The organism is Embleya sp. NPDC050493 (genome assembly GCF_044458105.1).
GTDB lineage: Bacteria > Actinomycetota > Actinomycetes > Streptomycetales > Streptomycetaceae > Embleya.
The window spans coordinates 361,286-387,982 of record NZ_JBITHP010000002.1; the positions used below are offsets into that span (position 1 = coordinate 361,286).

A 26,697-nucleotide genomic window follows, 5' to 3' on the forward strand; every position below is an offset into this window, starting at 1 on the left:
TAGGGTGTGCCGGCACCCGTACCGCGCCGAACAGGAGAGCCCCCGTGAGCGCCGAGACGCCCGAGTTCGCCGTCGATCCCGAGGACGCCAAGCTGGTCACCCTGGCCCGGGCCACCCGGGCCCGCAACGGGGCGAGCGAGGGTGCCGCCGTGCGCGACGAGACCGGGCGCACCTACACGGCGTCCACGGTCGCGCTGCCCTCGCTGGAGTTGTCGGCGCTGCGCACGGCCGTCGCGATGGCGGTCGCGGGCGGCGCACGCGGTCTGGAGGCGGCGGCGATCGTCGGCGCGGCCGGCCCGGTGGCCGAGGCGGATCTGGCCGCGGTGCGCGATCTCGGCGGCGCCGGCACGCCGATCCTGTCGGCCGGCCCGGACGCGGTCGTGCGTACGATCGTCGCCGTCTAGGCCCTGTCGGATGGATCCCGGTGGGGTCGAAAGGCGTCCGGCGCACCCGCGCCGCGAGGAACGCTCGCTTCTTGAGCGACAATGTCACCCATGAGTGATCGCCCTAACCCCTCCGCGCCCGTCCACCGCTCGGGCTTCGCGTGCTTCGTGGGCCGCCCCAACGCCGGCAAGTCCACCCTGACGAACGCGCTGGTGGGCACGAAGGTGGCGATCACGTCGGGCCGCCCCCAGACCACCCGCCACACGGTGCGCGGCATCGTGCACCGGCCCGACGGCCAGCTCGTCCTGGTGGACACCCCCGGCCTGCACAAGCCGCGTACGCTGCTCGGCCAGCGGCTCAACGACCTGGTCCGGGCCACCTGGGCGGAGGTCGACGTGATCGGCTTCTGTATCCCGGCCGACCAGAAGGTCGGCCCCGGCGACAAGTTCATCGCGGCCGAGTTGGCCGAGGCCAAGCGCACGCCCAAGGTCGCGATCGTGACCAAGACCGACCTGGTGGACCAGCAGACGCTGGTCCAACAGTTGCTCGCGGTGCAGAAGATGGGCGAGGACGTCGGCATCGAGTGGGCCGAGATCATCCCGGTCTCCGCCGTCGGCGACAGCCAGGTGACCCTGGTCGCCGACCTGTTGGTGCCGCTGCTGCCGGCGGGCCCGCCGCTGTACCCGGACGGCGAGCTCACCGACGAGCCGGAGATGGTGATGGCCGCCGAGCTGATCCGCGAGGCGGCCCTGGAGGGTGTGCGGGACGAGCTCCCGCACTCGCTCGCGGTGGTCATCGAGGAGATGATCCCGCGTGAGGACCGCCCCGCGGACCGGCCGCTGCTCGACGTGCACGCGAACCTCTACGTGGAGCGGCCGAGCCAGAAGGCGATCGTGATCGGGCACAAGGGCGCGCGGCTCAAGGATGTGGGCACGCGCGCCCGCAAGCAGATCGAGGCGCTGCTTGGGACGCCCGTTTACCTGGACCTTCACGTGAAGGTGGCCAAGGACTGGCAGCGCGACCCCAAGCAGCTCCGCAAGCTCGGGTTCTGAGGTGGGGCGGGTGGGTCAGCGGCCGTAGGGACCCGGCTGGTTCCGCTTCGCGGTCAGCAGGACGAAGGCGGCGGCGCCGATGGTGATCACGGCGCCGGCCAGAACCATCCACAGGCCGTACTCGGCCGTGAGATCGATTCTCTCCAGGAGCTTCTTGGCTCGGTCGACCTGGGAGTCGGGCAGGTCCGCGTCCTGGAGCGGCAGCCGAGTCTTGTCGGCGATGTTCCAGATCGCGAAGCCCAGAGCCACGAGCCCGGCGATCGCGGCGCCCACGGCGACCTGAGCCTTGCGCAGCGCGATGCCGACGCCGAACAGGATCACGGCGATCAGGCTTGCGGCCAAGGTCCACTTGCCATCGCCCTCGAGGCCCTTGATCGGGTCGCCCTCACCCTTGGCGCCGATCCAGGCCAGGCACGACCCGATCGCCGCGATCACCGCACCGATCGCCCCGCCGATCGCCGCCGGCGCGAACGGCGCCAACCCGCCGCCCATGCCGCCTCCGCTCGGCGTGGGCGGCGGATATCCACCGGGCTGCTGCCCGTATCCCGGCTGCTGACCGTACGGGCCGGGCTGCTGGCCGTACCCGGGCGGCGGCTGCTGGCCGTACTGCGGGGGTTGCTGTCCGTATCCGCCCTGTTGCGGTTGTCCGTAGCCCGGGCCGCCCTGCTGGGGGTATCCGCCGGGCTGGCCCTGACCCGGCTGTTGTCCGTATGGGCCCTGGTTGTCGTAGCTCATGGTCAGTGAGCGTAGGAGGATCTCGGCCGGCGGGCGAGGGGCTCGGCCGAAAAGATCGCATGTGTTCGTATGTCGGATGCCGGCCCGACGATTGCGATCGGTCGGGTATGGTTGCCGGATCATGCGTCAGTGGCTGCTTCTCCTTAGCCGCCGCGCCGGGGGCTCATCCCTCTGACAGAGGTCAGACCGGCTCCCCCGTCGCGGGGATAGAGGCATGTCCGCACGTCGGAGCCTCCGGGATGTCGTTTCCTCCCGTCGCCGGCCTACCTGCCGTTGCAGCCCGTTCCTCGCATACAGGAGACCAGCCGCATGCCTTCCGTGAATCGCCCCACGCCGATCACCGCCTCGTCCGTGACGCAGCAGCCGTCCGGGATGCCGATCCACAAGTACAAGCCGTTCCGGGGCGTCGACCTGCCGGACCGCACCTGGCCGTCGAAGACGATCACGGTGGCACCGCGCTGGCTGTCCACCGACCTGCGGGACGGCAACCAGGCGCTGATCGACCCGATGAGCCCGGCCCGCAAGCGGACCATGTTCGACCTGCTGGTGCGGATGGGCTACAAGGAGATCGAGGTCGGCTTCCCGGCCGCGTCGCAGACCGACTTCGACTTCATCCGCTCGATCATCGAAGAGGGCGCGGTACCGGAGGACGTCACCATCTCGGTGCTGACCCAGGCCCGCGAGGAACTGATCGGGCGCACCGTGGAGTCGCTGATCGGCGCGCCCAAGGCCACGGTCCACCTGTACAACGCGACGGCGCCCGCCTTCCGTCGGGTCGTCTTCAACGTCGACCGCGACCAGTGCAAGGCGATCGCGGTGTCCGGCACCGAGCACGTGATGCGCTTCGCGGACAAGCACCTGGGCGACGAGACCGCGTTCGGCTACGAGTACTCGCCCGAGATCTTCATCGACACCGAGCTGGACTTCGCCCTGGAGGTCTGCGAGGCGGTGATGGACGTGTGGCAGCCCGAGGCCGGTCGCGAGATCGTGCTGAACCTGCCCGCCACCATCGAGCGCTCGACGCCGAACGTGTACGCGGACCAGATCGAGTGGATGAGCCGCAACCTGACCCGTCGCGACTTCATCGCGCTGTCGGTGCACCCGCACAACGACCGCGGCGCGGCGGTGGCGGCGACCGAGCTGGCCGTGATGGCCGGTGCCGACCGGGTCGAGGGCTGCCTGTTCGGGCACGGCGAGCGCACCGGCAACGTGGACCTGGTCACGCTGGGGATGAACCTGTTCAGCCAGGGCGTCGACCCGATGATCGACTTCTCCGAGATCGACGAGATCCGGCGCACGGTCGAGTACTGCACGCAGCTGCCGGTGCACCCGCGCCACCCGTACGCGGGCGACCTGGTCTACACCGCGTTCTCCGGCTCGCACCAGGACGCGATCAAGAAGGGCCTGGAGGTCCTGGAGCGGGACGCGGCCGAGGCGGGCAAGCCGGTCGAGGAACTGGACTGGGCGGTGCCGTACCTGCCGATCGACCCCAAGGACGTGGGCCGCACCTACGAAGCGGTGATCCGGGTCAACAGCCAGTCCGGCAAGGGTGGCGTCGCGTACGTGCTCAAGGCCGACCACCGGATGGACCTGCCGCGTCGGGCGCAGATCGAGTTCTCCCGGATCATCCAGACCAAGACCGACGCCGAGGGCGGCGAGGTGACGCCGGCTCAGATCTGGGCCACGTTCCAGGACGAGTACCTGCCCACGCCGGACGCCCCGTGGGGTCGGCTGGAGCTGCGCGGTCACCGCACGGTCTCCGGTGCGGACGGCAAGGACGTGCTGACCGTCGAGATGAGCGTGGACGGCGCGGTGCAGACGCTGGAGGCGATCGGCAACGGCCCGATCGACGCGTTCGTCCGGGCCCTGGGCGGCCTGGGCTTCGACGCGCGGGTGCTGGACTACAGCGAGCACGCGATGAGCGGCGGCGAGGACGCGCGGGCCGCGGCCTACGTCGAGTGCGCGGTCGACGGCCGAGTGCTGTGGGGTGTGGGCGTGGACGAGAACATCGTGCGCGCGTCGCTCAAGGCGATCGTGAGCGCGGTCAACCGCGCCGCGCGCGGGTGATCGAGAAGGTTTCCCGAACGGCGGTTCCCGGCTCGGCCGGGGACCGCCGTCGCGTTTTCACCGAGCCCGCGTTTTTGCCGAACCGGGCTCCGTCGAACCGGACTTGGGATCGACTCGGCCGCATTCCCAATTTAACTCAGCTGAGTTAAAGTGCCGCTCTCCTCCCACGTGCGGGTGATGGAGCGCGCATCGATCCTGGGCGACCGTCCGTACTGATCACTCCGGCCGCCTGCCCCGACGGCCCGCGCACCCTGCCCGCGTGCCGCCCCGGGCGAACAAAAGTAACCATCCGTCCGCTTTCGATGACGCTTCGTGAAAATCGTGGCAGCATCGGAGCAGGCGGAAATACTGCATTCCGTCGCGCGGGACGCAGGGGGCTGCACCATGTTCTTCGTCGTGGGCATCCGGACCATTCGATCGGCGATCGGGGACGGCGAGTTCCACTGTCCGGCGTGCGGTGGTGACCGGCGCTTTCGCAAGGGCGGCGGTCGACGCCGGCTCGTGCTGTTGGGCGTCGCGCTGATCCCGCTCGGGCGGGCCGGCTCCGGCATCGAGTGCGCGGTGTGCTGCACGCGGCACGACGTCTCGGTGCTGGAGACGCCGACCGCGCGCGCTCTGACGCTGCTGCTGCGCGAGGCGGTGCGTGCCCTGGTGGTGGCCGTCGTGGCGGCCGTGGACGACGAGCCGCACGCGGCGGAGGCGGTGCGCGCGGCGGCGGTGGAGACGGTCCGGGCCGCGGGCATGCCGAGCTACGACGCGTGCACGCTCGCCGCCGACGTCGGGGCGCACATGGCGCAGGACACCGCGTGGGCGCTCGCCGAGATCGCGCCGCACCTCGCGGTCGCCGGGCGCGAGCACCTGGTCGGCCTCGCGGCCCGGGTCGCGCTGGCCGGCGGGGCGTACGACCCGGCACACCGGGTGATCCTCTACCACGCGGGCGACCGACTCGGCCTCGGCCGGGCCCGCGTCGATCACGTGCTCGCAGGGCCCTGAGCCGCCCGCGGCCGGCCGCGAGCCGTGAGCACGGACCCGGCGCGTCGGCCGAGCGCGGCACAATGGGAGCATGAGCCTCCTCCGTGACGAGGGTGTCGTCCTGCGCGCCCAGAAGTTGGGTGAGGCCGATCGGATCATCACCCTCCTGACCCGCGACCACGGGATCGTGCGCGCCGTCGCACGCGGGGTGCGCAAGACGAAGTCGAAGTTCGGCGCCCGGGTCGAGCCGTTCGCGCACGTCGACATCCAGCTCTTCACCCGGGGCAGCGACTTCCCGGGCCGCGGTCTGCCGATCATCACGCAGGCGGAGACCCTGGGCGCGTACGGCGGTCGGCTCGCGCTGGACTACGCCGCGTACACCTCCGGGACGGCGATCCTGGAGACCGCCGAGCGGCTCACCGACCACGAGCGCGGCCAACCGGCACTCCAGCAGTACCTCCTGCTGATCGGCGCCCTGCGCACCCTCGCGATGGGCACCCACGAGCCCGGCCTGGTACTGGACGCGTTCCTGCTCCGCTCGCTCGCGGTGGCGGGCTACGCGCCCAGTTTCGTCGACTGCGCGCGCTGCGGACTGGACGGACCGAACCGGTTCTTCTCCGTCCAGGGTGGTGGGACGGTGTGCGGCGACTGCCGCCCGGCCGGATCCGTCGTACCCTCACCCGAGACCCTTTCCCTGCTCGGTGCGCTGTTGACCGGCGACTGGGGCCGAGCCGACGCGAGCGAGCCGCGGCACCGGCGCGAGGGCAGCGGCCTGGTGGCCGCGTATCTGCAATGGCACCTGGAGCGGGGTATCCGCTCGTTGAGATTGGTGGAGAGATCGTGAGTCAGTCGCGTGGCCGCTTCGGCCTGTTCCCCCGCCGCCGGCGGGCCGAGTCGGCACCCGCCCGGGCCGCTCGCGAGCAGCGGCAGTACCGCGACCCGAAGCCGCACGCCGAGGGCGCGCTGCCACCTGAGATCCCGGCCGACCTGGTGCCCCGGCACGTGGCACTGGTGATGGACGGCAACGGTCGCTGGGCCAAGGAGCGCGGTCTGGCCCGCACCGACGGACACACGGCGGGCGAGGCGTCGTTGTTCGACGTGGTCGAGGGCGCGGCGCAGATCGGCGTCAAGTACGTCTCCGCGTACGCCTTCTCCACCGAGAACTGGAAGCGTTCGCCCGAGGAGGTGCGCTTCCTGATGGGCTTCAACATCGACACGATCCACCGGCGGATCGACGAGATGGACGAGCTCGGCGTACGGATCCGCTGGTGCGGTCGGCGGCCCCGGTTGTGGGCGAGCGTGATCAGGGAGCTGGAGATCGCCGAGGAGCGGACCAAGAACAACACCAACCTCACCCTGGCGATGTGCATCAACTACGGCGGCCGGGCCGAGATCGCGGACGCCGCGGCGTTGATCGCGGCGGACGTCAAGGCGGGTCGGCTGGACCCGAAGAAGGTCGACGAGAAGTTGTTCGCCAAGTATCTGGACGAGCCGGACATGCCCGATGTGGATCTGTTCATCCGGTCCTCCGGTGAGCAGCGCACGTCCAACTTCCTGCTGTGGCAGTCCGCGTACGCCGAGATGGTCTTCCTCGACGTGTTGTGGCCGGACTTCGACCGGCGGCACATGTGGCAGGCGTGCGAGACGTACGCCTCGCGCGATCGCCGCTACGGCGGCGCGCTGCCGAACGCGGTCGCGGCGCCGGACCCGGAGTCGGAGCCGGTGCCGTCGGGTTCGCCGGCCGCGTCGGGGGCCTGATCGGCCCCGGCGGGGTCGGTCGGCACGGGGAGCCGCTCGCCCGAGTGGGCGACGGTCGACGGGTGAAAGGTTCGTAAAGCGGGGTGTGCGCCCGGCGGGAGCCTCACGATCAATGCGAACATGACCATCATGTTCGAAAAGAGCGCGCCGCCGCGCCCCGCTGCCGCCGCACGGACGGCGCCACCGCCACCGCGCAGCGCCGAGTCGTCCGCGACCGCCGGGCCCGTTTCGCACGGTCGCCCACCCGCCGAGCGATGGCGACCGGGCCAACTCGAATTCTTCGTCCTCGCCCTGGTCGGGCTGCTGTTCGCGCAGCCGTGGATCGTGGATCGGCTCGGCACGCCCGCGGTGCAGACCTGGGCCACCGTGTTCGTCGCGATCTCCGTGCAGGCGCTGCCGTTCCTGGTGCTCGGCACACTGCTGTCCGCGGCGATCACCGCGTTCGTGCCGCCGTCGGTGTTCACCAAGGTGCTGCCCCGGCGGCAGTCCCTGGCGGTGCCGGTCGCGGGCGCTGCCGGGGCGATCCTGCCCGGCTGCGAGTGCGCGTCGGTGCCGGTGGCCAGCGGGTTGATGGCGCGCGGGGTCGCGCCCGCCGCGGCGCTCGCGTTCCTGTTGTCCTCGCCCGCGATCAACCCGATCGTGTTGACCGCGACCGCGGTGGCCTTTCCCAAGCAACCCGAGATGGTGCTCGCCCGCTTCGTCGCCTCGCTCGGCACGGCGGTGCTGATGGGCTGGTTGTGGGCACGCTTCGGCCGGCCCGAGTGGATCAAGGCGATGCGCCGCCCGCACGATCACGGCGGCAGCGGCAAGTGGGAGAACTTCCGGCTCGCGCTCCAGCACGACTTCCTGCACGCGGGCGGCTTCCTGGTGGTCGGCGCGCTCACCGCCGCGACGCTGAACGTCACGGTGCCCAAGCACGTGATCGACGCGGTCTCCGGTTCGCCGTGGTTCGCGGTGCTCGCGCTGGCCTTCCTGGCGGTGGTGCTCGCGGTCTGCTCCGAGGCGGACGCGTTCGTGGCGGCGAGTCTGATCGGGTTCTCGCCGACCGCGAAACTGGCCTTCATGGTGGTCGGCCCGATGGTGGACGTGAAGCTGATCGCGCTCCAGTCGGGCACCTTCGGGCGCGGCTTCGCGGCCCGGTTCTCCTCGGCCACGTTCGTGGTCGCGATCGTGGCAAGTTACGGCGTCGGATGGTGGTTGTTGTGAGGCGGGACGTCCAGGCGGTGCTGTTGATCCTGATCGGCGGCGCGCTGCTGCGGATCTCGCTGACCGACATGTACCTGCGCTATGTCAAGGACGGGCTGCGTCCCGCGCTGCTCGCGGCGGGCGTGATCCTGCTCGTGGTCGGCCTGATCTCCGTGGTGCGGGACGGGATCCAGCGGCAGGCCAAGGAACCCGCCACCGAGCACGCGTCCGCCCATGCGGCCGGGTCGGTCGACGAGCAGCCGGTGGAGCCGGCGGGCGAGGACGGTCACGGGCACGACCACTCGGCCGGCCCGCGTGCGGCCTGGCTGCTGTGCCTGCCGGTGCTCGCGCTGTTCCTGATCGCGCCGCCCGCCCTCGGTTCGTACACCGCCTCGCGCTCGGACAACGTGGTGGCCAAGCCGGCCGCCGCCTCGAACGACGCGGGCTTCCCGGCACTGCCGCCGGGGGATCCGCTGCCGATGACCCTGGCCGACTTCCTGATCCGCTCGGTCTGGGACACCACCGCGCCGCTCAAGGACCGCAACGTCCAGCTCACCGGCTTCGTCACGCCCGGCAAGACGCCCGGCACGTGGTACATCACCCGGATGGTGATCAGCTGCTGTGCCGCCGACGCCTTCGCCCGCAAGATCGAGGTGCACGGCGTCGCGGCGCCCCCGACCGACTCGTGGGTGACGGTCACCGGCCGCTGGCTGCCCAACGGCCAGACCCAGGCGGACGATGCGATGCCGGCCCTGACCGCGACCAGGGTCGACCCCATCCCGACGCCGCGCGAGCCGTACGAATAGGCACGCCGTGACGATGTCACGGTCCCGTCACCGCCGCGTTCGCGTCCTGCGAGCGCGGCGGCGGCGCGACCCCCCTTCTCCTACCGTGAGTTCGCGGACGGATCGCCTGGGGAGGACGATCCGCCGGTCGATCGGGGGGAATCAGCATGGGTTGGGGAATGCGTCGTGCCGTCGTCGCGGCGGTCGTCGTGGGCGTACTCGGGTCGGGCGTGACCGGGTGTCAAAAGCACAAGGGCACGGACACCGACCGGCAGCAGGGCACGAGCACCGAGGTGCCGAAGACCTCGGGCCAGGACGGCAAGGCCGGTGACGGCGACCTGGAGGTCAAGGGCGTGTTCCTGACCGTCACGCCCGGCACGCTGGCCGGCGTCCGGTGCAAGACCGCGTTCATGGAGACCTTCATCGCCACGATCACCTTCGCCGACGGACACAAGGGCGGGCGGATCACGGTCAGCTACGGCGGCTCCTCCGGCAGCATGAAGCAGGAGGACATCGACGTGCCCGCGGGCAAGAAGTCGATCACCAAGACGTTCGCCTACTCGGAGTTCCTCTACGGCGGTTCGATCGCGGCCGGACAGCTCAACGTGCTGAAGCCGAATCGGGTCGGCTCGGCCACGGTGCGGCCCACCGGCACGTGCACCGAGGGCGGGACCTGGGGCGGCAGCACGACCGGTACGACCGGCGGGGGCAGCTGGTAGTCGAGCGAACCCGGCCTAGGCCGGGTTCGCGCACTGCGCGCAGGTGCCGAAGATTTCCAACTCGTGCGAGACGTCGCCGAAACCGTGCTCGGCGGCGATCCGGTTCGCCCACCGCTCGACCGCCGGGCCCTCGACCTCGACGGTGCGACCGCAGGAGCGGCAGACGAGGTGGTGGTGGTGCCCACGGCTGCACCGACGGTAGACCGACTCGCCGTCCTGGGTGCGCAGCACGTCCACCTCGTCGGCGTCCGCCAGGGCCTGGAGCGTGCGGTAGACGGTGGTCAGCCCGACCGCCTCGCCGCGCTGCTTGAGCAGGTCGTGCAGGTCCTGGGCGCTGCGGAAGTCCTCGATCTCGTCGAGGAGCGCCGAAACGGCGGCACGCTGCCGGGTGGACCGACCCCGAACCGGGCTCGCGCCGTGGGCGGTGGTCACCTGGGTGCCTCCTCGATCGCTACGAGCCGGACGGCGCGCTGTCCTCGCGCCGGCGCGGTGTGTCCATGTCTAGGTCGCCATTGTGCCGGCGCCGGGTACCTCCGCGTCCACATGCACGTCGTCGACCCGAGCCGGACCCGCCTCGGCCGCGGCGGCCTCCGCGCGCCGGGCCCGGCGCCGGTTCAGCGGCGTGGCGAGCACGCCCACCAGGACGAACAACGCGATGGCGAGCAGCACGATGGTGGCCCCGGGCGGCGCGTCGACGTAGTACGTCAGGGCCGTGCCGGAGACCGAGACCAGTACGCCGACCACGATCGCGAGCGCGGCGGTCATCGAGAACGTGCGCGAGACCTGCTGGGCGACCGCGACCGGGACCACCATCAGTGCGCTCACCAGGAGCAGCCCCACCACCCGCATGGCCACCGTCACGGTGACCGCGGCGGTGACCGCGAGCAGCAGGTTCAGCGCGCGCACCGGCAGGCCGGTCACCCGGGCGAACTCCTCGTCCTGGCACACCGTGAACAGAGCCCGGCGCAGCCCGAGGGTGACCGCGAGCACCGCGACCGCCAGGATCGTGATGATCCGGATGTCCTCCGGCGAGACCGAGGTCAGCGAACCGAACAGGTACGACTGGAGATTGGCGTTGGAGCCCTCCGGGGCCAGGTTGATCAGCATCACGCCGCCCGCGATGCCGCCGTAGAAGAGCACGGACAGCGCGACGTCGCCGCTGACCTTGTTGCGCTCGCGGATCAGCTCGATCAGCACCGCGCCCACGGACGCGGTGAGCACCGCGGTCCACACGGGGGAGGTGCTGAGCAGGAAGCCCAGGCCCACGCCGGTCAGCGCGACGTGTCCGATGCCGTCGCCCATGAACGCCTGTCGGCGCTGGACCAGGTAGACGCCGACGGCGGGCGCGGCCATGCCCACGAGCAGGGCCGCGAGCAGCGCGCGCTGCATGAAGGGGAAGTCCAGGATCGTCACGAGAGCAGTCCCATCCCGGCGCGGTGCGCGGTGTGATCGTCGTGCGGGTGCACGTGGTCGTGGCCCGGCAGCGCATGTTGGCCGACCGCCCGGGGCGGCGGGCCGTCGTGGCACACGCAGCCCTCGCGCAGGACCACCGCGCGGTCGATCAGCGGCTCCAGCGGGCCGAGTTCGTGCAGTACGAGCAGGACCGCCCGGCCCTGCTCCTGCTGCGTGCGCAAGGTGCCCGCGAGTACCTCCTGACTGCGCAGGTCCACGCCCGCCATCGGCTCGTCCATGATCAGCAGGTCGGGGCGGCGGGCCAGGGCGCGGGCGATCAGCACCCGCTGCTGCTGGCCGCCGGACAGGTGGGCGATGCCGTCGCGGGCCCGGTCGAGCATGCCGACCGCGGCCAGCGCCTCGTCCACGGCGGCCCGGCCGCGCCGACCCGGGCCGAGTACGCGACGGCCGTCGAGCAGGCCCGAGGTGACCACTTCGCGCACACTGGCCGGCACGCCGGCGGCGGCGGTGGTGCGCTGCGGCACGTAGCCGATCCGGGACCAGTCGCGGAATCGGGCGAACGGCGTGTCGAACAGTTCGATCGTGCCGCCGGTCAACGGGACCAGCCCGACCAGGGTGCGCACCAGCGTGGACTTGCCCGAGCCGTTGGCGCCGAGCAGGGCGACCACCTCGCCGGGGTGCACGCTCAGGTCCACTCCGCGCAGTACCGGCCGGCCGCCCAGGGACGCGGTGCCGCCGGTCAGCCGGGCGACCGGCGCCTGAAGTCGTGTCATGAGCAGCCGAGTCCCTTCCGCAGCGCGTCCAGGTTGGCGCGCATCACCGAGAGGTAATCGTTCTCGGCCTCGTTCTTTATGCCCTCCAGCGGATCCAGGACGGCGGTCCGCACGTTCAGGTCCTGGGCGAGCGTCCTGGCGGTCTTGGGTTCGGCCAGCGTCTCGAAGAAGATCGTGGTCACCCCGCGCTCGTTGGCCAGCTTCTGGATGTCGGCCCGGCGGGCGGGGGAGGGCTCGGATTCCGGGTTGACGCCGTTCACCGCGATCTGGTTCAGGTGGTAACGCTCCGCGAGATAGCCGAAGGCCGCGTGCGCGGTCACGAAGTCCCTGCGGGCGCACGTGGTCAGGCCGGCGGTGAACTCGCGGTCGAGCGTGTTCAGGCGCGCGGTCAGGTCGGCGGCGCGGGCGCGGTAGTCCTGCGCGTTGGCCGGGTCCGCGGCGGCGAGCGATTCGCCCACACCGCCGGCGATCGCGGCGAGCCGGGTCGGGTCCAGCCACACGTGCGGGTCGCCGTGCTCGGCGTCCGCGTGGTCGTGGCCCTCGTGCCCGCCTTCGTCGGCGCCGTGCACCTCGGTGCCGTGCTCCTCCAGCGGCGCGAGTGTGCTCGCCTCCACCGTGTGCTTGGGCCTGTTCTGCGAGATCGCCTTGTCCACCGCGGGCTGCAGACCCTTGAGGTAGACGACCAGATCGGCCTGCGAGACCGCGCCGACCTGCCTGGGGGTCAACTCCAGATCGTGCGGCTCGGCGCCGGCCTTGGTCAGGTTCGTCACCTTCACGTGCGGCCCGCCGACCTGCTGGGCAACGAATTTCATCGGATAGAAGGCCGCGATCACCCGCAGCTTCGCGCCCGCCCCGGTATCCGCCTTCGCGTCGTCGGTGCCCGCGCATCCGGAGAGCAGCAGGGCGGATGCGGCGGCGGCAGCGAGCAGGCCGGCCGGAGCGGTGCGGCGTATCTTCATGACAATGATTCTCAACTAGAATGACAATCGTTGTCAATAATAGCGGGTTGGGCCAACCGTGGCACAGTCGAGTGCGGGCATATGGATTTACCGGGGCGACCGGCGCGCCGGTAGCCTGTGCCGACACTGTCACTGCCCGCATCGTCGCACCGAAGAGAGCATTGTGGCCGCCGACAAGATCGACACCATCGTCAGCCTGAGCAAGCGCCGAGGCTTCGTTTACCCCTGTAGTGAGATCTACGGCGGCCAGAAGGCCGCCTGGGACTACGGTCCCCTCGGCGTGGAGCTCAAGGAGAACATCAAGCGCCAGTGGTGGCGCACGATGGTCACCTCGCGTGACGACATCGTCGGTCTGGACTCCTCGGTCATCCTCGCCCGCGAGGTGTGGGAGGCGTCCGGTCACGTCGAGGCGTTCGTCGACCCGCTGACCGAGTGCACCTCGTGCCACAAGCGCTACCGCGCCGACCACCTCGAAGAGGCCTACGAGGCCAAGCGCGGCCGGCTGCCGGAGAACGGCCTCGCCGACATCACGTGTCCCAACTGTGGGAACAAGGGCACCTTCACCGAGCCCAAGATGTTCAACGGGCTGCTCCAGACCTTCCTCGGCCCCACCCAGGACGAGTCCGGCCGCGCGTACCTGCGCCCGGAGACCGCCCAGGGCATCTTCGTCAACTACAAGGCCGTCGAGCAGACCTCGCGCAAGAAGCCGCCGTTCGGCATCGCCCAGACCGGCAAGAGCTTCCGCAACGAGATCACCCCCGGAAACTTCATCTTCCGCACGCGCGAGTTCGAGCAGATGGAGATGGAGTTCTTCGTCAAGCCGGGTGAGGACGAGACCTGGCAGGAATACTGGATGCAGCAGCGTTGGGACTGGTACGTCGGTCTCGGCCTCAGCCCCGACAACATGCGCTTCTTCGAGCACCCGAAGGAGAAGTTGTCGCACTACTCCAAGCGCACGGTCGACATCGAGTACCGCTTCAACTTCGGCGGCACCGAGTTCTCCGAGCTGGAGGGCATCGCCAACCGCACGGACTACGACCTGCGCACCCACTCGGAGAAGTCCGGCACCGACCTGTCGTACTTCGACCAGGACGCCGGCGAGCGCTGGTTCCCCTACGTCATCGAGCCCGCCGCGGGCCTGAACCGGGCGATGCTCGCGTTCCTGCTCGACGCGTACTTCGAGGACGAGGCCCCCAACGCCAAGGGCAAGCTGGAAAAGCGCACCGTGCTGCGCCTGGACCCGCGCCTGGCGCCGGTCAAGGCCGCCATCCTGCCGCTGTCGCGCAACACCGACCTGTCGCCCAAGGCCCGCGGGCTGGCCGCGGACCTGCGGCAGTACTGGAACTGCGACTTCGACGACGCCGGCGCGATCGGTCGCCGCTACCGTCGCCAGGACGAGATCGGCACGCCGTTCTGCATCACCGTCGACTTCGACACGCTGGAGGACGACGCGGTGACCGTGCGCTCGCGCGACACCATGCAGCAGGAGCGGGTCTCGCTCGACCAGGTCGTGGGCTATCTCGCGGCGCGGCTGCCGGGCTGCTGACCCGGGGCCGGCCGTAGGCCGGATACACGCCGTGAGGGGCGCCGTCGTGGACGGCGCCCCTCACGCGTTTCGCGAACCTGCCCACCCCAGCCGGGGACAGCACCTAGCCCGTCTTGAAGATGCCCGCCACGATGCGATCGGTCATCCGGAAGCTCAGGTCGCCGAAGACGGTGCTCGCGGCCTTGGACACCTCCTCGCCCTGGCCCTTGAGCGGTGCGCCGTCGGCCCGGCCGATGTCGATCACCAGCACGTAGTGCCCGGTCGTGGTGGAGACCGCGATGTGCTCGGAGCCGTCCTTGAAGGTGATGCCGCTCGACGCGGGAGGCTTGAGCCACCCGGTCGGCGACGTCGCGAACGGAATCGGAACCAGCGCCTTGCGCAGCGCCTGCGCCTTGGGCTTGTCCGGCACCGAGATCACCGACAGCGTCGCCACGAACTTGCCGGCGGAGTCCTTGTACGAGCCGCGCAGCACGCCCACGCAGCCGTTCTGGGCGAGCGCCGAACCGGTCGCGGTGGCCGCCTTCGAGCAGTCCGAGGCCGCGCTGCCGTCGGCGGCCAACTGCCGGTACTTGGCGCCGCTGCGCCCGTCGAACTCGGCGCTGTCGTTGAAGAAGTAGTCCGTGGTGAAGGCCAGTTTGTCGGTGGAGACCGCGTCGATGTCGCTCGTGTTCGGCGGCGGCGCGGACTGGAACCCCTTGGGCTCGTCGTCGGGTGCCGGGTTCGAGCCCTGCGGTGCGGGCAGCGAGCCGCCGTTGTCGGCCGGCTTCGGCGGGTTCTGCGAGGAGTCGGCGGCCGGCTTCTTGTCGTCGCCGTCGTCGCGCGACACGAAGAGGAACGTCCCGCCGCCGATCACCGCGAGCGCGACCACCGCGGCCGCGGGCACCAGCCACTTCGGCCGTCGCGGCGGCGTGGGCGGCGGCCCGCCGTACCCCTGGCCGTACTGCTGCTGCGGGTACGGCTGACCGTACGGCTGCTGTTGTCCGTAGGCCGGTTGCCCGTAGGGCTGCTGCTGCCCATAGGACTGCGGACCGTTGTTCGGCTGTCCGTACGGCTGTTGCCCGTGGCCGTAGCCGGGCCCGTTCGGGGGCTGCGGGGGCGGGAAGGCACTCATGGTGCGGAGATTAGTTCATCGGGCAGACCCGGCAGGGCCCGAGCGGCCGGCCCCGTCGGTCGAGGCGGCCAACCGCGCGCGGGCCTCCATCAACGCGAAGCCCAACAGATTCGACCCGCGCCAGAGTTCGGGGTTGCCCGCCCGCTCGTCGTCCGCGGCCAGCCCGATGCCCCAGATCCGGTCCAGCGGACTGGCCTCGACCAGCACCCGCTGCCCGGTGCCCAGCAGGAACGCGCCCATCGCCGGGTGTTGCCCGAACTTGGCCACATTGCCGCGCACGATCAGCTCGAACCGCTCGTCCACCCAGCGCCGTTCGTCGAAGCCGCGCACCTGCCGACCGATCGTCTTGGCGGTCTTGGGGTGAGCCGCGGCCACCACCCGCCGCTCCGCGTCCTCGTCGCCGAACATCCGCGCCTTGCCCGCCATCATCCAGTGCTCGGCCGTGCGATACGTCACCGCGTCCACCGTGAACGGCGACGGATACCACTGACTCAGGCAGCTCGAATCGACGCCCTCGCGCGGCTCCCGATGGCCCCAGAAGAAGACGTACTTCACCCGAGGCTCCCGCCGGGCCCGCAGGATGAGCGACGCGACGTCGCGGGGCTCGGCGGCGAACCGGCCACCCGGTCCGTCGATCGCCGACCGGGAATCCGGGGAATCCGAGGTGTCCGGGGTCTCCATGCTCATGCCGGCGATGGTGTCAGGCCCGGCCGACTCCCGGCATCCGCTTATTCCCGGGAGTATTCCCCGAGGGCGCGTTTGCCGGTGGGGGACAATGGATCGGTTCCGTCCCCCGCACCCTCCTGGAGCACCGTCCATGGCACCCGCCGACGCACCCACCCCCGACGCGACCGGCAGCCCGTGGGCACCGCTGCGCCTGGGCGCCGCGGGCGGCGCGCAGATCTGGCCACCGGTGGTGCTGGCCCCGATGGCCGGTATCACCAACGCGCCGTTCCGCACGTTGTGCCAGGAACAGGCCGAGGCGGCCACCACCGTACGACCCGCCGGGCTGTACGTCAGCGAGATGATCACCACCCGCGCCCTGGTGGAGCGGGACGCCAAGACGTTGCGCCTGATCCGCTTCGCCGAGACCGAGCGCCCGCGCAGCATCCAGCTCTACGGCGTGGACCCGGACATCGTCGGCCGCGCCGTGGCGATGATCGTGGACGAGGACCTGGCCGACCACGTCGACCTCAACTTCGGCTGCCCGGTGCCCAAGGTCACCCGCAAGGGCGGCGGCTCGGCACTGCCCTACAAGCGCAACCTGCTGCGCGACATCCTGCGCTCGGCGGTCAAGAACGCGCGCGGCGTGCCGGTCACCATCAAGATGCGCAAGGGCATCGACGACGACCACCTGACCTACCTCGACGCGGGCCGGATCGCCGTGGACGAGGGCATCACGTGGGTCGCCCTGCACGGCCGCACCGCCGAGCAGCACTACGGGGGCACCGCCGACTGGTCGGCGATCGCCCGGCTCAAGGAGGTCGTCACCGACATCCCGGTGCTCGGCAACGGCGACATCTGGGACGCCGAGGACGCGTTGCGGATGATGCGCGAGACCGGTTGCGACGGCGTCGTGGTCGGCCGCGGCTGCCTGGGTCGCCCGTGGTTGTTCCGCGACCTGGTGTCCGCGTTCGAGGGCAGCGCCGACCGGGCCCGCCCGACGCTGGGCGAGGCGACCGCGATCATGCGCCGGCACGCGGTGCTGCTCGCCGAGTGGATCGGCGACGAGGCACACGGCGTGACCGACCTGCGCAAGCACGTGGCGTGGTACATGAAGGGCTTCTCGGTCGGCGGCACCATCCGACGCGGCCTGGCCACCGCGAGCAGCCTGGCCGAACTCGACGACTGGTTCGGGAAACTCGACCTGGACCAGCCCTGGCCGATCGGCGCCGACGGCCCGCGCGGTCGCACCGCGGGCGGCAAGCGGGTCGTCCTGCCCGAGGGCTGGCTCGACGACCCCGAGTGCGCGCTGCCCCCGGTCGACGCGGAACTGGACCACTCGGGCGGCTGATCCCGACCGGGCCGGCGGCCGATCCGGACCGGTCGGCGGCCGGCGGTGCGCGGGCGGCGGCGAATTCCACAAGCTCCCCGATGCCACCCACAGTGACGTCGTACAGTGAGTGGATGCCCAAGATTCGAGCGTCCTCCGTCGCCGAACACCGCGCGATGCAGCACGCCGCGCTGCTCGACGCCGCGCGGAGCCTGCTCGACGAGGGCGGTTTCGCCGCGCTGACCTTCCCCGCGCTCGCCGAACGCACCGGCCTGGCCCGCTCCTCGCTCTACGAGTACTTCGCCTCGCGCGCGGCCGTGGTCGAGGAACTGTGTGCGGTGGACCTGCCCGCGTGGGTGGCCGAGGTCGAGGACGCGATGGGCGCGACCGAGGACCCGGCGCAGAAGATCGCGGCCTACGTGGCTCGCCAGTTGGAACTGGTCGGTGATCGCCGTCATCGTGTGGTGGTCGCGATCTCCACCGGCGAACTGGACGCGAACGCCCGCGAACGCATCCGGGCCGCCCACGGGCGCATCGTCGAACTGGTGGTGGACGCGCTGGCCGCGCTGGGCCACCGGGACCCGATGCTGGTGGCGACCCTGGTCCAGGGCATGGTCGACGCGGCGGTCCGCCGGATCGAGTGCGGCGCCGACCCCGCCGCGGTCGAGGCGGCCACGCTGGCCCTCGTACTCGGTGGCGTGGCCCGGGTCGGATAGCCGGCGTCGTTCGGATACAACCGCACCCGCACGCGTCGCAACAACGTGAGCGGATCCCGATACCCGGGCACCAGCAATCCCCAGTGCAGACACGGCTCGCCCAGATGGAACGGCCCCGGGGCCAGTTCCCCGAGCGGCTCGCCCGCCGCGACCGCCCGCCCGGCCGACACCGACGCGAGCACCGGCTCGTAGGTCGTGCGCACGGCGCCGTGCCGCACGCTCACCACCCCTCGTCCGGCCACCGAACCGGCGAACACCACCACCCCCGCGCCCGCCGCCCGCACCGGTTGTCCCACCCGGGCCGCGAGATCCACCCCGCGATGCCCCGGTGACCACGCCGTCTGTGGTGCCTCGAAGCCGCGCAGCACCACCGGGCGCGGATCCAGCGGCCACACCCACCGCCGCGGCGACGCGGCGGGGCGCACCGCGGCGGGCGCGGCCGGCGGCCCGGTCGTCGACAACACGGCCGTGAGCAACAACAGAACCGGCACGATCGGCCTTCGACCCCGCTTCGATACGTTCATGCACTCAGGTTGACCACCCGCGGGCGCCGGGTGGTCCGGCACGAGCCCGCCTGTGGACACGACCCCCGGTTGTGGATACCGGTTGTGGATAAATGGCCATCTATCGCGTGTGGACGACTTTTTCCATGCCAAGAGCCAAAAAATGCCGGCCGGAAGGCGAGTCGCTCGGCCGCGCGCGGTTCCCGTACACTTCCCGGAGCGGCCCGGCTTTCCGGGTCGACTTCGCGCGCCCACCTTCGAGCCGCCGACGTCCCGCATGGCGAGACGCCAGAGAGCGGGACTCGATGGGGACACCTCTCGGTCCGGGAATCCGCAAGGACCTCGGCGTGGTGTCGCGGGCGTCAGGCGTGGCGGCGACCCGTCGCCACGGCACAACCGAGAGTCCCGGGCACGATCGCCGGGACGAGAGCCCAAGGAGCGTACGGCCATGGCCGTCGTCACGATGCGGGAGCTGCTGGAAAGCGGCGTCCACTTCGGTCACCAGACCCGCCGCTGGAACCCGAAGATGAAGCGCTTCATCTTCACGGAGCGCAACGGCATCTACATCATCGACCTGCTCCAGTCGCTGTCGTACATCGACCGCGCCTACGAGTTCGTCAAGGAGACCGTCGCCCACGGTGGCACGATCCTCTTCGTCGGCACCAAGAAGCAGGCGCAGGAAGCGATCGCCGAGCAGGCGACGCGCGTGGGCATGCCCTACGTCAACCAGCGCTGGCTCGGCGGCATGCTGACCAACTTCTCGACGGTCTACAAGCGCCTCCAGCGCCTGAAGGAGCTCGAGCAGCTCGACTTCGACGACGTGGCCGGCTCGGGCATGACGAAGAAGGAACTGCTCGTCCTCAAGCGCGAGAAGGACAAGCTGGCGAAGACCCTCGGCGGCATCCGCGACATGCAGCGCGTGCCTTCGGCCGTGTGGATCGTGGACACCAAGAAGGAGCACATCGGCGTCGGCGAGGCCCGGAAGCTGCACATCCCGGTCGTCGCGATCCTCGACACCAACTGTGACCCCGACGAGGTCGACTACAAGATCCCGGGCAACGACGACGCGATCCGCTCGGTCACGCTGCTCACCCGCGTGATCGCCGACGCGGTCGCCGACGGTCTCATGTCGCGCGCCGGTGGCGCCGCCGCCGACACCAAGGCCACCGTCGGCGAGCCCCTCGCCGACTGGGAGCGCGAGCTGCTCGAGGCCGGCAAGAAGGACGAGGCCGCTCCGGCCGAGGCCGCCCCCGCCGCCGAAGAGGTCGTCGAGTCCGGCTCGGTCACCGAGGCCGATGTCGAGGCCGAGGCCACCGAGACCGCTCCGGCGGCCGAGGTCGCCGCCGAGGCGCCGGCCACCGACGCGCCGGCCACCGAGGCCGACCCGCAGGTCTGACCCTGGATCGAGGGGTACGGCGGCCCAGCCGGCGTACCCCTCGCCCTGTGCCGGGACCCGATCACGGTGCGTACGTACTGCGTACGTCCCCGTATGTGTCGGAATACCGCACAGCCCCTTGACCTTCATCGGGTGGGACGACAGCCTCACCCGCAGTCGCTCGGCGCAACCGGGCCGCTGACCCGAGAGACGAGAGAATCAGGACATGGCGAACTTCTCCGCCGCGGACGTGAAGAAGCTCCGTGAGCTCACCGCCGCAGGCATGATGGACTGCAAGAAGGCCCTCGAAGAGGCCGAAGGTGACGTCGACAAGGCTGTCGAGATCCTTCGCGTCAAGGGCCAGAAGGGCGTCACCAAGCGCGAGGGCCGCTCGGCCTCCAACGGTGCGGTCGTCGCGCTGCTCGACGGCAACGCGTCCGGTGTCCTGGTCGAGCTCAAGTGCGAGACCGACTTCGTGGCCAAGAGCCCGAAGTTCATCGAGGCCGCCGAGGCGATCGCCGCCCACGTCGCCAAGACCTCGCCCGCCGACATCGCCGCGCTGCTCGCGAGCGAGATCGAGGCCGGCAAGACCGTCCAGCAGTACGTGGACGACGCCAACGTCACGCTCGGCGAGAAGATCGTGCTGGACCGCTTCGCGCAGTACGCCGACGGCTTCGTCGCCGCGTACCTGCACAAGACCAGCCCCGACCTGCCCGCGCAGATCGGCGTGCTGATCGAGCTGGACGGCGCCAACGCCGAGGTCGCCAAGGACGTCGCGCAGCACATCGCCGCGTTCTCGCCCACCGTGCTCAACCGCGAGGACGTGCCGGCCGAGACGGTCGAGAACGAGCGTCGCGTGGCCGAGGCCACCGCGCGCGAGGAGGGCAAGCCCGAGGCTGCCCTCGGCAAGATCGTCGAGGGCCGGGTGACCGGCTTCTTCAAGGAGAACGTGCTGCTCGACCAGGCGTTCGCCAAGGACAGCAAGAAGTCCGTGGGCAAGGTCCTGGACGAGGCCGGCGTCAAGGTCAAGCGCTTCACCCGCTTCCGCGTCGGCGTCTGATCCGCCCCTCGCACCACCGCCCCGATGTAGACATCAATGCAGTCGGGGCATGCAGTAGGCATGAACGCAGTGAAAAGCAGTATGGCGAGGAGGCCGCAAGGCGTGGAGGGAACCGTGCAGGAAACCGAAACGAAGGCGGCCTCCTCGTCGTCCGCCGAGGGCGACGAGCCGAACCCCTACGCACGTCGGGTGCTGCTCAAGCTCTCCGGCGAGGCGTTCGCGGGCGGCGGTGCCCTGGGCGTCGACCCGGACACCGTGCAGACCATCGCGCTCCAGATCGCCGACGTGGTCCGCCGCGGCACGCAGGTCGCCATCGTCATCGGCGGTGGCAACTTCTTCCGCGGCGCCGAGTTGCAGATCCGCGGCATGGACCGCGCACGTTCGGACTACATGGGCATGCTCGGCACCGTGATGAACTGCCTCGCGCTCCAGGACTTCCTGGAGAAGCAGGGCATCGACACCCGCGTGCAGACCGCCATCACGATGGGCCAGGTCGCCGAGCCGTACATTCCGCGCCGAGCCGTGCGACACCTGGAAAAGGGTCGCGTGGTCATCTTCGGTGCGGGCATGGGCATGCCCTACTTCTCCACCGACACCACGGCCGCGCAGCGTGCCCTCGAGATCGACGCGGTCGCGTTGCTCATGGCCAAGGGTGTCGACGGCGTGTACGACTGCGACCCGAAGTCCAACCCGGACGCGGTCATGTTCGATCGTCTGGATCACGCCGAGGTGCTCGCCCGCGGGCTCAAGGTCGCGGACGCCACCGCGATCAGCCTGTGCATGGACAACGAACTGCCGATCGTCGTCTTCAACCTGCTCGTCGAGGGCAACATTGCCCGCGCCGTGCGGGGTGAGAAGATCGGCACCCTGGTCAGCCGTACCGACGGCTGATCGACGGCGACAGGACCGGGACAGGAGCCGACATGATCGACGAGATTCTCCTCGAGGCCGAGGAAAAGATGGAGAAGGCCGTCGTGGTCGCCAAGGAAGACTTCGCGGCGATCCGCACGGGCCGGGCCACCCCGGCCATGTTCAACAAGATCCTCGTGGACTACTACGGCTCGCCCACTCCGGTGAACCAGCTCGCGTCGTTCACCACCCCCGAGCCGCGCATGGTCATCGTGACCCCGTTCGACCGCGGCTCCACGAACGCGATCGTCAAGGCGATCCGCGACTCGGACCTCGGGGTCAACCCGACCGACGACGGCAAGCTCATCCGCGTGGTCTTCCCGCAGCTGACCGAGGAACGCCGCAAGGAGTTCATCAAGCTGGCGCGGGGCAAGGGCGAGGACGCGAAGATCTCGCTGCGGGCGATCCGCCGCAAGGCCAAGGAAACGCTCGACAAGCTGGTCAAGGACGGCGAGAGCGGCGAGGACGAGGTGCGTCGCGCCGAGAAGGAACTCGACGACACGACCCACAAGTACGTCGCGCAGATCGACGAGTTGCTCAAGCACAAGGAAGCCGAGCTGCTCGAAGTCTGATGAACGACTCGACCTGGGGCGGTACGCCGCCGGCCGATCCGCCCGCGGGAGCGCACCCCGATCTGCCGCCCGGCCACGACCCGTACGGGTCGTACGGCGCGTGGCCGGAGCAGGTCCCGGGCGCACCGACGGGTCAGGATCAGGCCCACTACGACGCGGCCCGGTCCGGCGGCCATGGGGACGGCGCCACTCGTGCGCAGCAGCACTTTCCCGCCGGCGTCGGGGTACGGACACAGGATGACCACACGCAGGTGCTGTCACCGATCGCGGGTCACGACCCGGGCGACGAACCGGAGCTCCGCTCGGGTGCGTCGTTGCCCGAGGAGGCCGCTCGGGTGGACGCGACTCTGCCCGAACCTCGGCGTGAGGGGCTCGTGGTGACCGAGGGGCCGCCTGCCAAACGGGTCGGCAAGGCCGGCCGCAACCTGCCGCAGGCGATCGGCGTCGGGGCCGGGCTGGGCGGGGTCATCATCGCCTCGCTGCTGACCCTGCCGGTGTTGTTCGTCGGCGTCGTGCTGCTCGCGGTCCTGGTCGGACTGTGGGAGCTGGCGGGCGCGTTCGGTCGGGCCGAGGCGGTCACCGACGCGTCCGGTCGGACCGCACAGGGCGCCACCGTCGGGCGCGGCATCCGGATTCCGGTGGTACCGCTCGCCGTCGGCTCGGTGGCGATGCTCGTCGCCGGCTACGCGCGCGGTGCCGAGGGGCTGGCGATCGCCACCGCGCTGACCGCGATCGCGGTGATGATCTGGCGGATGACCGAGGGTCCCGAGGACTTCCTGCGGGACATGACGGCCGGTGTGTTCACCGTCTTCTACCTGCCGTTCCTGGCCGGGTTCGCGGTGCTCATGCTCGCCGACGACGACGGCGCCCGGCGCGTGCTGACCTTCATCATCCTGGTGGTCTGTGCGGACACCGGTGCCTATGCGGCGGGCGTCACCTCCGGTGGTCCGCACAAGATGGCGCCGAAGATCAGTCCCGGCAAGAGCTGGGAGGGCTTCGCCGGCGGAGTGCTCCTGGCCGCCGGCGCGGGTGCGGTCTGCGTGACGACCATGCTCGACGGTGCGTGGTGGCAGGGTGCCGTGGTGGGCGTCGCCGCCGCCGCCGTGTCCGCGCTCGGGGACCTGGCCGAATCGATGATCAAGCGGGACCTCAAGGTCAAGGACATGGGCAGTCTGCTGCCCGGTCACGGCGGCCTGATGGACCGGCTCGACTCGTTGCTGCCCGCCGCTCCCGTGGTGTGGCTGCTGCTCGCCGCATTCGTATGACCCGGACCTGATCCGGCAGAGAAACCGGACAGGCCGCGTGTGCACGAGAGCGGGGCCGATTCGGCCCCGCCCGTACACCTGCGACACTGGACGAGCCATGCCCAAACCAGGAGAACTCACCTTCACCGCGCCGCCGCGTCGTTCGAAGCCGCCGCGCCACCTTGCCGACCTCACCCTCGCCGAGCGCCGCGATGCCGTGGCCGAGCTGGGCGAGAAGCCGTTTCGTGCGGCCCAACTGTCCAAGCACTACTTCGGTCACCTCTCGGACGACCCCGGGCAGTGGACCGACATGCCCGCCGCTTCGCGGGCCAGGCTCGCCGAGGCGCTGCTGCCCACGCTGATGACGTCCGTGCGGGACATCTCGTGCGACGACGGCGCGACCCGCAAGTCGCTGTGGAAGCTCTTCGACGGCACGCTCGTCGAGGCCGTGTTGATGCGCTACCCCGACCGGGTCACCATGTGTGTGTCCTCGCAGGCGGGCTGCGGGATGAACTGCCCGTTCTGCGCCACCGGCCAGGCGGGTCTGACCCGCAACCTGTCCACCGGCGAGATCGTCGAGCAGGTGCTCGCGGGCGCGCGGGCCCTCGCCCGCGGCGAGGTGCCGGGTGGCCCCGGCCGGGTCAGCAACATCGTCTTCATGGGCATGGGCGAGCCGCTCGCCAACTACAAGGCGGTGGTCGGCGCGGTGCGTCGGCTGACCGACCCGGCCCCGGACGGACTGGGCATCTCCGCCCGCTCGGTGACCATGTCGACGGTCGGTCTGGTCCCGGCGATGTACAAGCTCGCCGACGAACGCATCCCGGTCACCCTCGCGCTGTCCCTGCACGCGCCGGACGACGACCTGCGCAACACGCTCGTGCCGGTCAACACGCGCTGGGACGTGCGCGAGGTGCTGGACGCCGCATGGCACTACGAGGGCGTCACCGGCCGACGGGTGTCCATCGAGTACGCGCTGATCAAGGACATCAACGACCACGGCTGGCGGGCCGACCTGCTCGGACGCCGGCTGAAGAACCACAACGCGCACGTCAACCTGATCCCGCTGAACCCCACCCCGGGGTCGAAGTGGACCGCGTCGACGGCCGAACGCCAGGAGGAGTTCGTCCGCCTGCTGACCAAGCACGGCGTGCCGGTCACCGTCCGGGACACCCGGGGCCGGGACATCGACGGGGCGTGCGGTCAGCTCGCCGCCGCAGAGGTCTAGCCGTAGGGCCCGGTCCACCGCAGCGGCCCGGGCCGTAAGTGGGACATCCCGGGCAGGTCACGGGTGCGCGGCGCGGCGATATAGAACGGGTAACGAATCCTTATCGGATCCTTAGGCGCCCCAGGGCAGACTGATCTCAGTGCCAAGCCGTCGGATCCTTTGATCCCCCCGTTCGAATGCTCCGGCGGTGGCACGCCCAAGCCGCCGGTCGAAGGGACACGATCCGGCGCACGGCTCGGGGTCGCGTGGCCCCCGAGACGATAAGCACTTCGGGCCCGTTGCGGAAGGGGACGCCGCGCCGGGCCCGAAGTGTTTTCCCATTTCCGGCGGGCTTCGCTCGCCGGTTTTGCGTTTCGCCCGCAGGCCCGGCCGCGGTTTCAGATCCGGCCCGGCCGGTCGTCCCGCAGGATCACCACCGCCGCCCCGATCAGCGCGAAGGCGAGCAGACCGATCGTCCACAGCGTGCCCAGCAGGGCCGCGTGTGCGGGCATGGTCGGAAACGAGTCCCCTGTGCCGCGCGCCGGCCACGCCTGCAGCGCGCCGATCGCGACCGCGACCGGTACGCACACCAGCAGCGGCACCACCAGAGCGGCCAGCGCCGCGTGCCGATCCATCCGCTCCCCGGCGCCGATCGAATGCAACGTGTGTGAGGTCTCGCGGCGCGCGGAGCCGTACTCCACGACGACCGTGAACAACATCGCCGCCGCACACGAGGACACCGTCGTCATGGTCAGGAAGAGGGGGGCGTCGGCCATCCCGGTCGGCGTGCGGTCGTCGGCGAGGCCGCTGGTGGTGACCACCGCGAGAGCGATCGTGGTCAGGCCCAGCGGCAGTGCCAGACCGCGTGCGCTCGCCTCGATCCGGCGCGCCGCGCACAGTGTCCACACCCGATCCGCTCGGGCGGCCCAGCCGGAACCCAGCCAGGTCAACAGCCATGGCACGGTGAGTGCCGCGCCTGCCGGCACCGCGCCGTAGCAGATCGCCGCCGCCGGCACCGCGCCGTGCGACAACCGGTCCGGGTGGCCCGGGTCGGCGATCAGGTACTGCCCGAGCAGTCCGGCGAGCAGCACCAGCGGTCCGATGTAGCGCGGGACCCGGGGCTTCAGCCGCAACGACGGTCGGGCCGTCGCGTAGCAGGCGGCGAGCACCGCGACGGTGGGCACCGTGGCGAGCACCGCCACCACGGCCGGCCAGGGCGCCGAGGCACCGATCGCCAGCAGATGCCGGACCGCCGGGGGTGGCGAAGCCGGGAGCGAGCGCAGCACCAGGTGCGCCTGAACGCCGGCAAACGTGCCGGCCAGAGCGGTGACGGCGGTCTCGGACACGACCACCTCCCGACTCCGGCGGTTCTTCCCGTGGGCCCGGAACGGGGCACCCGGTCGGTCGATGCGGCCCGGGAACGTCAGGCGGATGCCGACCGTGACCAACACGGCCACGGCGCCCAGCACCGGCAGCATCGCGAGCACCGGTCGGATCAGTGCCGGACCGGGACGTCCGACCGGCAATGCCCAGGCCAGCAGGCACAACAGCACGATCGTGGCCGTACCCGCGACCGCCGCACAGGCCAGCACACGCACGGCGTCGACCCGGGACGCGTTGCGCAACGCGTCGCGCAGCGGGCTCGAGTCGGCCCGGGACACC

26 protein-coding genes and 1 pseudogene are annotated in these 26,697 nt (G+C 70.8%); 18 read left to right on the plus strand and 9 right to left on the minus strand.

What is annotated here, in order from left to right; all coding sequences use genetic code 11:
* The first annotated feature begins 44 nt into the window (after positions 1 to 44).
* Positions 45 to 404 (plus strand): cytidine deaminase, encoded by a 360-nt coding sequence (locus ACIBM5_RS04910; RefSeq protein WP_396005416.1) that lies wholly within the window; start codon positions 45 to 47, stop codon positions 402 to 404.
* Between the two features lie 81 nt (positions 405 to 485).
* Positions 486 to 1,436 carry a GTPase Era gene (era, locus tag ACIBM5_RS04915; protein WP_391582845.1) on the plus strand — a complete coding sequence of 317 codons (951 nt, stop codon included), beginning with the start codon at positions 486 to 488 and terminating at the stop codon, positions 1,434 to 1,436.
* A gap of 15 nt (positions 1,437 to 1,451) precedes the next feature.
* On the opposite strand, the gene ACIBM5_RS04920 is transcribed toward era, so the two are convergent.
* Positions 1,452 to 2,171: a hypothetical protein gene (locus ACIBM5_RS04920; RefSeq protein ID WP_396005418.1), complete on the minus strand. Its 720-nt coding sequence runs from the start codon at positions 2,169 to 2,171 to the stop codon at positions 1,452 to 1,454.
* Between the two features lie 309 nt (positions 2,172 to 2,480).
* Between ACIBM5_RS04920 and leuA the strand changes: the two genes are divergently transcribed.
* From leuA to ACIBM5_RS04955, 7 genes are all read left to right on the plus strand, one after another.
* Complete coding sequence (gene leuA, locus ACIBM5_RS04925; protein WP_396005419.1) at positions 2,481 to 4,238, plus strand: 2-isopropylmalate synthase; 1,758 nt, start codon at positions 2,481 to 2,483, stop codon at positions 4,236 to 4,238.
* Positions 4,239 to 4,622: 384 nt separating this feature from the next.
* Positions 4,623 to 5,231 carry a TerB family tellurite resistance protein gene (locus ACIBM5_RS04930; RefSeq protein WP_396005420.1) on the plus strand — a complete coding sequence of 203 codons (609 nt, stop codon included), beginning with the start codon at positions 4,623 to 4,625 and terminating at the stop codon, positions 5,229 to 5,231.
* A 70-nt stretch (positions 5,232 to 5,301) separates the two neighbouring features.
* Complete coding sequence (gene recO, locus ACIBM5_RS04935; protein WP_396005421.1) at positions 5,302 to 6,054, plus strand: DNA repair protein RecO; 753 nt, start codon at positions 5,302 to 5,304, stop codon at positions 6,052 to 6,054.
* Positions 6,051 to 6,968 (plus strand): isoprenyl transferase, encoded by a 918-nt coding sequence (locus ACIBM5_RS04940; protein WP_396005423.1) that lies wholly within the window; start codon positions 6,051 to 6,053, stop codon positions 6,966 to 6,968. The genes recO and ACIBM5_RS04940 overlap by 4 nt, the downstream gene beginning before the upstream one ends.
* A 120-nt stretch (positions 6,969 to 7,088) precedes the next feature.
* Entirely contained in the window at positions 7,089 to 8,174 is a 1,086-nt protein-coding gene (locus ACIBM5_RS04945; protein WP_396005424.1) for a permease, read from the plus strand.
* Positions 8,171 to 8,959 (plus strand): TIGR03943 family putative permease subunit, encoded by a 789-nt coding sequence (locus ACIBM5_RS04950; RefSeq protein WP_396005425.1) that lies wholly within the window; start codon positions 8,171 to 8,173, stop codon positions 8,957 to 8,959. The genes ACIBM5_RS04945 and ACIBM5_RS04950 overlap by 4 nt, the downstream gene beginning before the upstream one ends.
* A gap of 146 nt (positions 8,960 to 9,105) precedes the next feature.
* A complete protein-coding gene (locus tag ACIBM5_RS04955) occupies positions 9,106 to 9,657 on the plus strand; it encodes a hypothetical protein (protein WP_396005427.1) in 552 nt (183 codons plus the stop codon).
* Between the two features lie 15 nt (positions 9,658 to 9,672).
* Here the strand turns inward: ACIBM5_RS04955 and ACIBM5_RS04960 are convergent, their stop codons facing one another.
* The 4 genes from ACIBM5_RS04960 to ACIBM5_RS04975 form a co-directional block, all read right to left on the minus strand.
* A complete protein-coding gene (locus ACIBM5_RS04960) occupies positions 9,673 to 10,089 on the minus strand; it encodes a Fur family transcriptional regulator (protein WP_391582836.1) in 417 nt (138 codons plus the stop codon).
* A gap of 69 nt (positions 10,090 to 10,158) precedes the next feature.
* A complete protein-coding gene (locus ACIBM5_RS04965; protein ID WP_396005428.1) occupies positions 10,159 to 11,070 on the minus strand; it encodes a metal ABC transporter permease in 912 nt (303 codons plus the stop codon).
* Complete coding sequence (locus ACIBM5_RS04970) at positions 11,067 to 11,843, minus strand: metal ABC transporter ATP-binding protein (protein ID WP_391582834.1); 777 nt, start codon at positions 11,841 to 11,843, stop codon at positions 11,067 to 11,069. Before ACIBM5_RS04970 ends, ACIBM5_RS04965 begins: the two co-directional genes overlap by 4 nt.
* The gene (locus ACIBM5_RS04975; protein ID WP_396005429.1) at positions 11,840 to 12,802 is read right to left on the minus strand and encodes a metal ABC transporter substrate-binding protein; all 963 of its coding nucleotides are present in this window, start codon (positions 12,800 to 12,802) and stop codon (positions 11,840 to 11,842) included. Before ACIBM5_RS04975 ends, ACIBM5_RS04970 begins: the two co-directional genes overlap by 4 nt.
* Positions 12,803 to 12,965: 163 nt before the next feature.
* Here ACIBM5_RS04975 and ACIBM5_RS04980 point away from each other — a divergent pair, with 163 nt between their 5' ends.
* A complete protein-coding gene (locus tag ACIBM5_RS04980; RefSeq protein ID WP_391582832.1) occupies positions 12,966 to 14,348 on the plus strand; it encodes a glycine--tRNA ligase in 1,383 nt (460 codons plus the stop codon).
* A gap of 103 nt (positions 14,349 to 14,451) precedes the next feature.
* On the opposite strand, the gene ACIBM5_RS04985 is transcribed toward ACIBM5_RS04980, so the two are convergent.
* Positions 14,452 to 15,459: a hypothetical protein gene (locus tag ACIBM5_RS04985; RefSeq protein WP_396005430.1), complete on the minus strand. Its 1,008-nt coding sequence runs from the start codon at positions 15,457 to 15,459 to the stop codon at positions 14,452 to 14,454.
* 15 nt (positions 15,460 to 15,474) lie between these two features.
* Complete coding sequence (locus tag ACIBM5_RS04990; protein ID WP_396005431.1) at positions 15,475 to 16,146, minus strand: NADAR family protein; 672 nt, start codon at positions 16,144 to 16,146, stop codon at positions 15,475 to 15,477.
* 130 nt (positions 16,147 to 16,276) lie between these two features.
* Here ACIBM5_RS04990 and dusB point away from each other — a divergent pair, with 130 nt between their 5' ends.
* On the plus strand, positions 16,277 to 17,473 hold the full coding sequence (gene dusB / locus ACIBM5_RS04995) for a tRNA dihydrouridine synthase DusB (RefSeq protein WP_396005433.1): 1,197 nt from the start codon (positions 16,277 to 16,279) through the stop codon (positions 17,471 to 17,473).
* A gap of 113 nt (positions 17,474 to 17,586) precedes the next feature.
* Positions 17,587 to 18,168 (plus strand): TetR/AcrR family transcriptional regulator, encoded by a 582-nt coding sequence (locus tag ACIBM5_RS05000; RefSeq protein WP_391582829.1) that lies wholly within the window; start codon positions 17,587 to 17,589, stop codon positions 18,166 to 18,168.
* Between the two features lie 86 nt (positions 18,169 to 18,254).
* Here ACIBM5_RS05000 and ACIBM5_RS05005 read toward each other — a convergent pair.
* Positions 18,255 to 19,121 (minus strand): annotated as a pseudogene (locus tag ACIBM5_RS05005) (peptidoglycan DD-metalloendopeptidase family protein); the annotation flags it as partial.
* On the opposite strand from ACIBM5_RS05005, the gene rpsB reads away from it, so the two are divergent.
* The 6 genes from rpsB to rlmN all read left to right on the plus strand — a co-directional run bounded on the left by rpsB (position 19,120) and on the right by rlmN (position 25,056).
* Positions 19,120 to 20,067: a 30S ribosomal protein S2 gene (gene rpsB / locus ACIBM5_RS05010; protein ID WP_396005435.1), complete on the plus strand. Its 948-nt coding sequence runs from the start codon at positions 19,120 to 19,122 to the stop codon at positions 20,065 to 20,067. The pseudogene ACIBM5_RS05005 and the gene rpsB sit on opposite strands and share 2 nt — an antisense overlap.
* A gap of 205 nt (positions 20,068 to 20,272) precedes the next feature.
* Positions 20,273 to 21,106, plus strand: a complete 834-nt coding sequence (tsf, locus tag ACIBM5_RS05015; protein WP_391582827.1) for a translation elongation factor Ts — start codon at positions 20,273 to 20,275, stop codon at positions 21,104 to 21,106.
* 81 nt (positions 21,107 to 21,187) lie between these two features.
* Positions 21,188 to 21,997, plus strand: a complete 810-nt coding sequence (gene pyrH / locus ACIBM5_RS05020) for a UMP kinase (RefSeq protein ID WP_078977400.1) — start codon at positions 21,188 to 21,190, stop codon at positions 21,995 to 21,997.
* A gap of 32 nt (positions 21,998 to 22,029) precedes the next feature.
* The gene (gene frr, locus ACIBM5_RS05025) at positions 22,030 to 22,587 is read left to right on the plus strand and encodes a ribosome recycling factor (protein WP_391582826.1); all 558 of its coding nucleotides are present in this window, start codon (positions 22,030 to 22,032) and stop codon (positions 22,585 to 22,587) included.
* On the plus strand, positions 22,587 to 23,852 hold the full coding sequence (locus ACIBM5_RS05030; RefSeq protein ID WP_391582825.1) for a phosphatidate cytidylyltransferase: 1,266 nt from the start codon (positions 22,587 to 22,589) through the stop codon (positions 23,850 to 23,852). Before frr ends, ACIBM5_RS05030 begins: the two co-directional genes overlap by 1 nt.
* A 97-nt stretch (positions 23,853 to 23,949) precedes the next feature.
* Complete coding sequence (gene rlmN / locus ACIBM5_RS05035) at positions 23,950 to 25,056, plus strand: 23S rRNA (adenine(2503)-C(2))-methyltransferase RlmN (RefSeq protein WP_391582824.1); 1,107 nt, start codon at positions 23,950 to 23,952, stop codon at positions 25,054 to 25,056.
* Between the two features lie 377 nt (positions 25,057 to 25,433).
* On the opposite strand, the gene ACIBM5_RS05040 is transcribed toward rlmN, so the two are convergent.
* Positions 25,434 to 26,696, minus strand: a complete 1,263-nt coding sequence (locus ACIBM5_RS05040) for a hypothetical protein (protein ID WP_396005437.1) — start codon at positions 26,694 to 26,696, stop codon at positions 25,434 to 25,436.
* Between the last annotated feature and the right edge of the window lies 1 nt (position 26,697).

What these genes read in the sequence shown, in the direction of transcription:
- ACIBM5_RS05000 (WP_391582829.1), top strand. Translation starts at nt 17,587, where the DNA reads ATGCCCAAGATTCGAGCGTCCTCCGTCGCCGAACACCGCGCGATGCAG.
- frr (WP_391582826.1), top strand. Translation starts at nt 22,030, where the DNA reads ATGATCGACGAGATTCTCCTCGAGGCCGAGGAAAAGATGGAGAAGGCC.
- ACIBM5_RS04945 (WP_396005424.1), top strand. Translation starts at nt 7,089, where the DNA reads ATGACCATCATGTTCGAAAAGAGCGCGCCGCCGCGCCCCGCTGCCGCC.
- rlmN (WP_391582824.1), top strand. Translation starts at nt 23,950, where the DNA reads ATGCCCAAACCAGGAGAACTCACCTTCACCGCGCCGCCGCGTCGTTCG.
- rpsB (WP_396005435.1), top strand. Translation starts at nt 19,120, where the DNA reads ATGGCCGTCGTCACGATGCGGGAGCTGCTGGAAAGCGGCGTCCACTTC.
- leuA (WP_396005419.1), top strand. Translation starts at nt 2,481, where the DNA reads ATGCCTTCCGTGAATCGCCCCACGCCGATCACCGCCTCGTCCGTGACG.
- ACIBM5_RS04930 (WP_396005420.1), top strand. Translation starts at nt 4,623, where the DNA reads ATGTTCTTCGTCGTGGGCATCCGGACCATTCGATCGGCGATCGGGGAC.
- ACIBM5_RS04970 (WP_391582834.1), bottom strand. Translation starts at nt 11,843, where the DNA reads ATGACACGACTTCAGGCGCCGGTCGCCCGGCTGACCGGCGGCACCGCG.
- ACIBM5_RS05030 (WP_391582825.1), top strand. Translation starts at nt 22,587, where the DNA reads ATGAACGACTCGACCTGGGGCGGTACGCCGCCGGCCGATCCGCCCGCG.
- era (WP_391582845.1), top strand. Translation starts at nt 486, where the DNA reads ATGTCACCCATGAGTGATCGCCCTAACCCCTCCGCGCCCGTCCACCGC.
- ACIBM5_RS04985 (WP_396005430.1), bottom strand. Translation starts at nt 15,459, where the DNA reads ATGAGTGCCTTCCCGCCCCCGCAGCCCCCGAACGGGCCCGGCTACGGC.
- pyrH (WP_078977400.1), top strand. Translation starts at nt 21,188, where the DNA reads ATGGCGAGGAGGCCGCAAGGCGTGGAGGGAACCGTGCAGGAAACCGAA.
- ACIBM5_RS04975 (WP_396005429.1), bottom strand. Translation starts at nt 12,802, where the DNA reads ATGAAGATACGCCGCACCGCTCCGGCCGGCCTGCTCGCTGCCGCCGCC.
- ACIBM5_RS04990 (WP_396005431.1), bottom strand. Translation starts at nt 16,146, where the DNA reads ATGAGCATGGAGACCCCGGACACCTCGGATTCCCCGGATTCCCGGTCG.
- ACIBM5_RS04955 (WP_396005427.1), top strand. Translation starts at nt 9,106, where the DNA reads ATGGGTTGGGGAATGCGTCGTGCCGTCGTCGCGGCGGTCGTCGTGGGC.
- tsf (WP_391582827.1), top strand. Translation starts at nt 20,273, where the DNA reads ATGGCGAACTTCTCCGCCGCGGACGTGAAGAAGCTCCGTGAGCTCACC.
- recO (WP_396005421.1), top strand. Translation starts at nt 5,302, where the DNA reads ATGAGCCTCCTCCGTGACGAGGGTGTCGTCCTGCGCGCCCAGAAGTTG.
- dusB (WP_396005433.1), top strand. Translation starts at nt 16,277, where the DNA reads ATGGCACCCGCCGACGCACCCACCCCCGACGCGACCGGCAGCCCGTGG.
- ACIBM5_RS04920 (WP_396005418.1), bottom strand. Translation starts at nt 2,171, where the DNA reads ATGAGCTACGACAACCAGGGCCCATACGGACAACAGCCGGGTCAGGGC.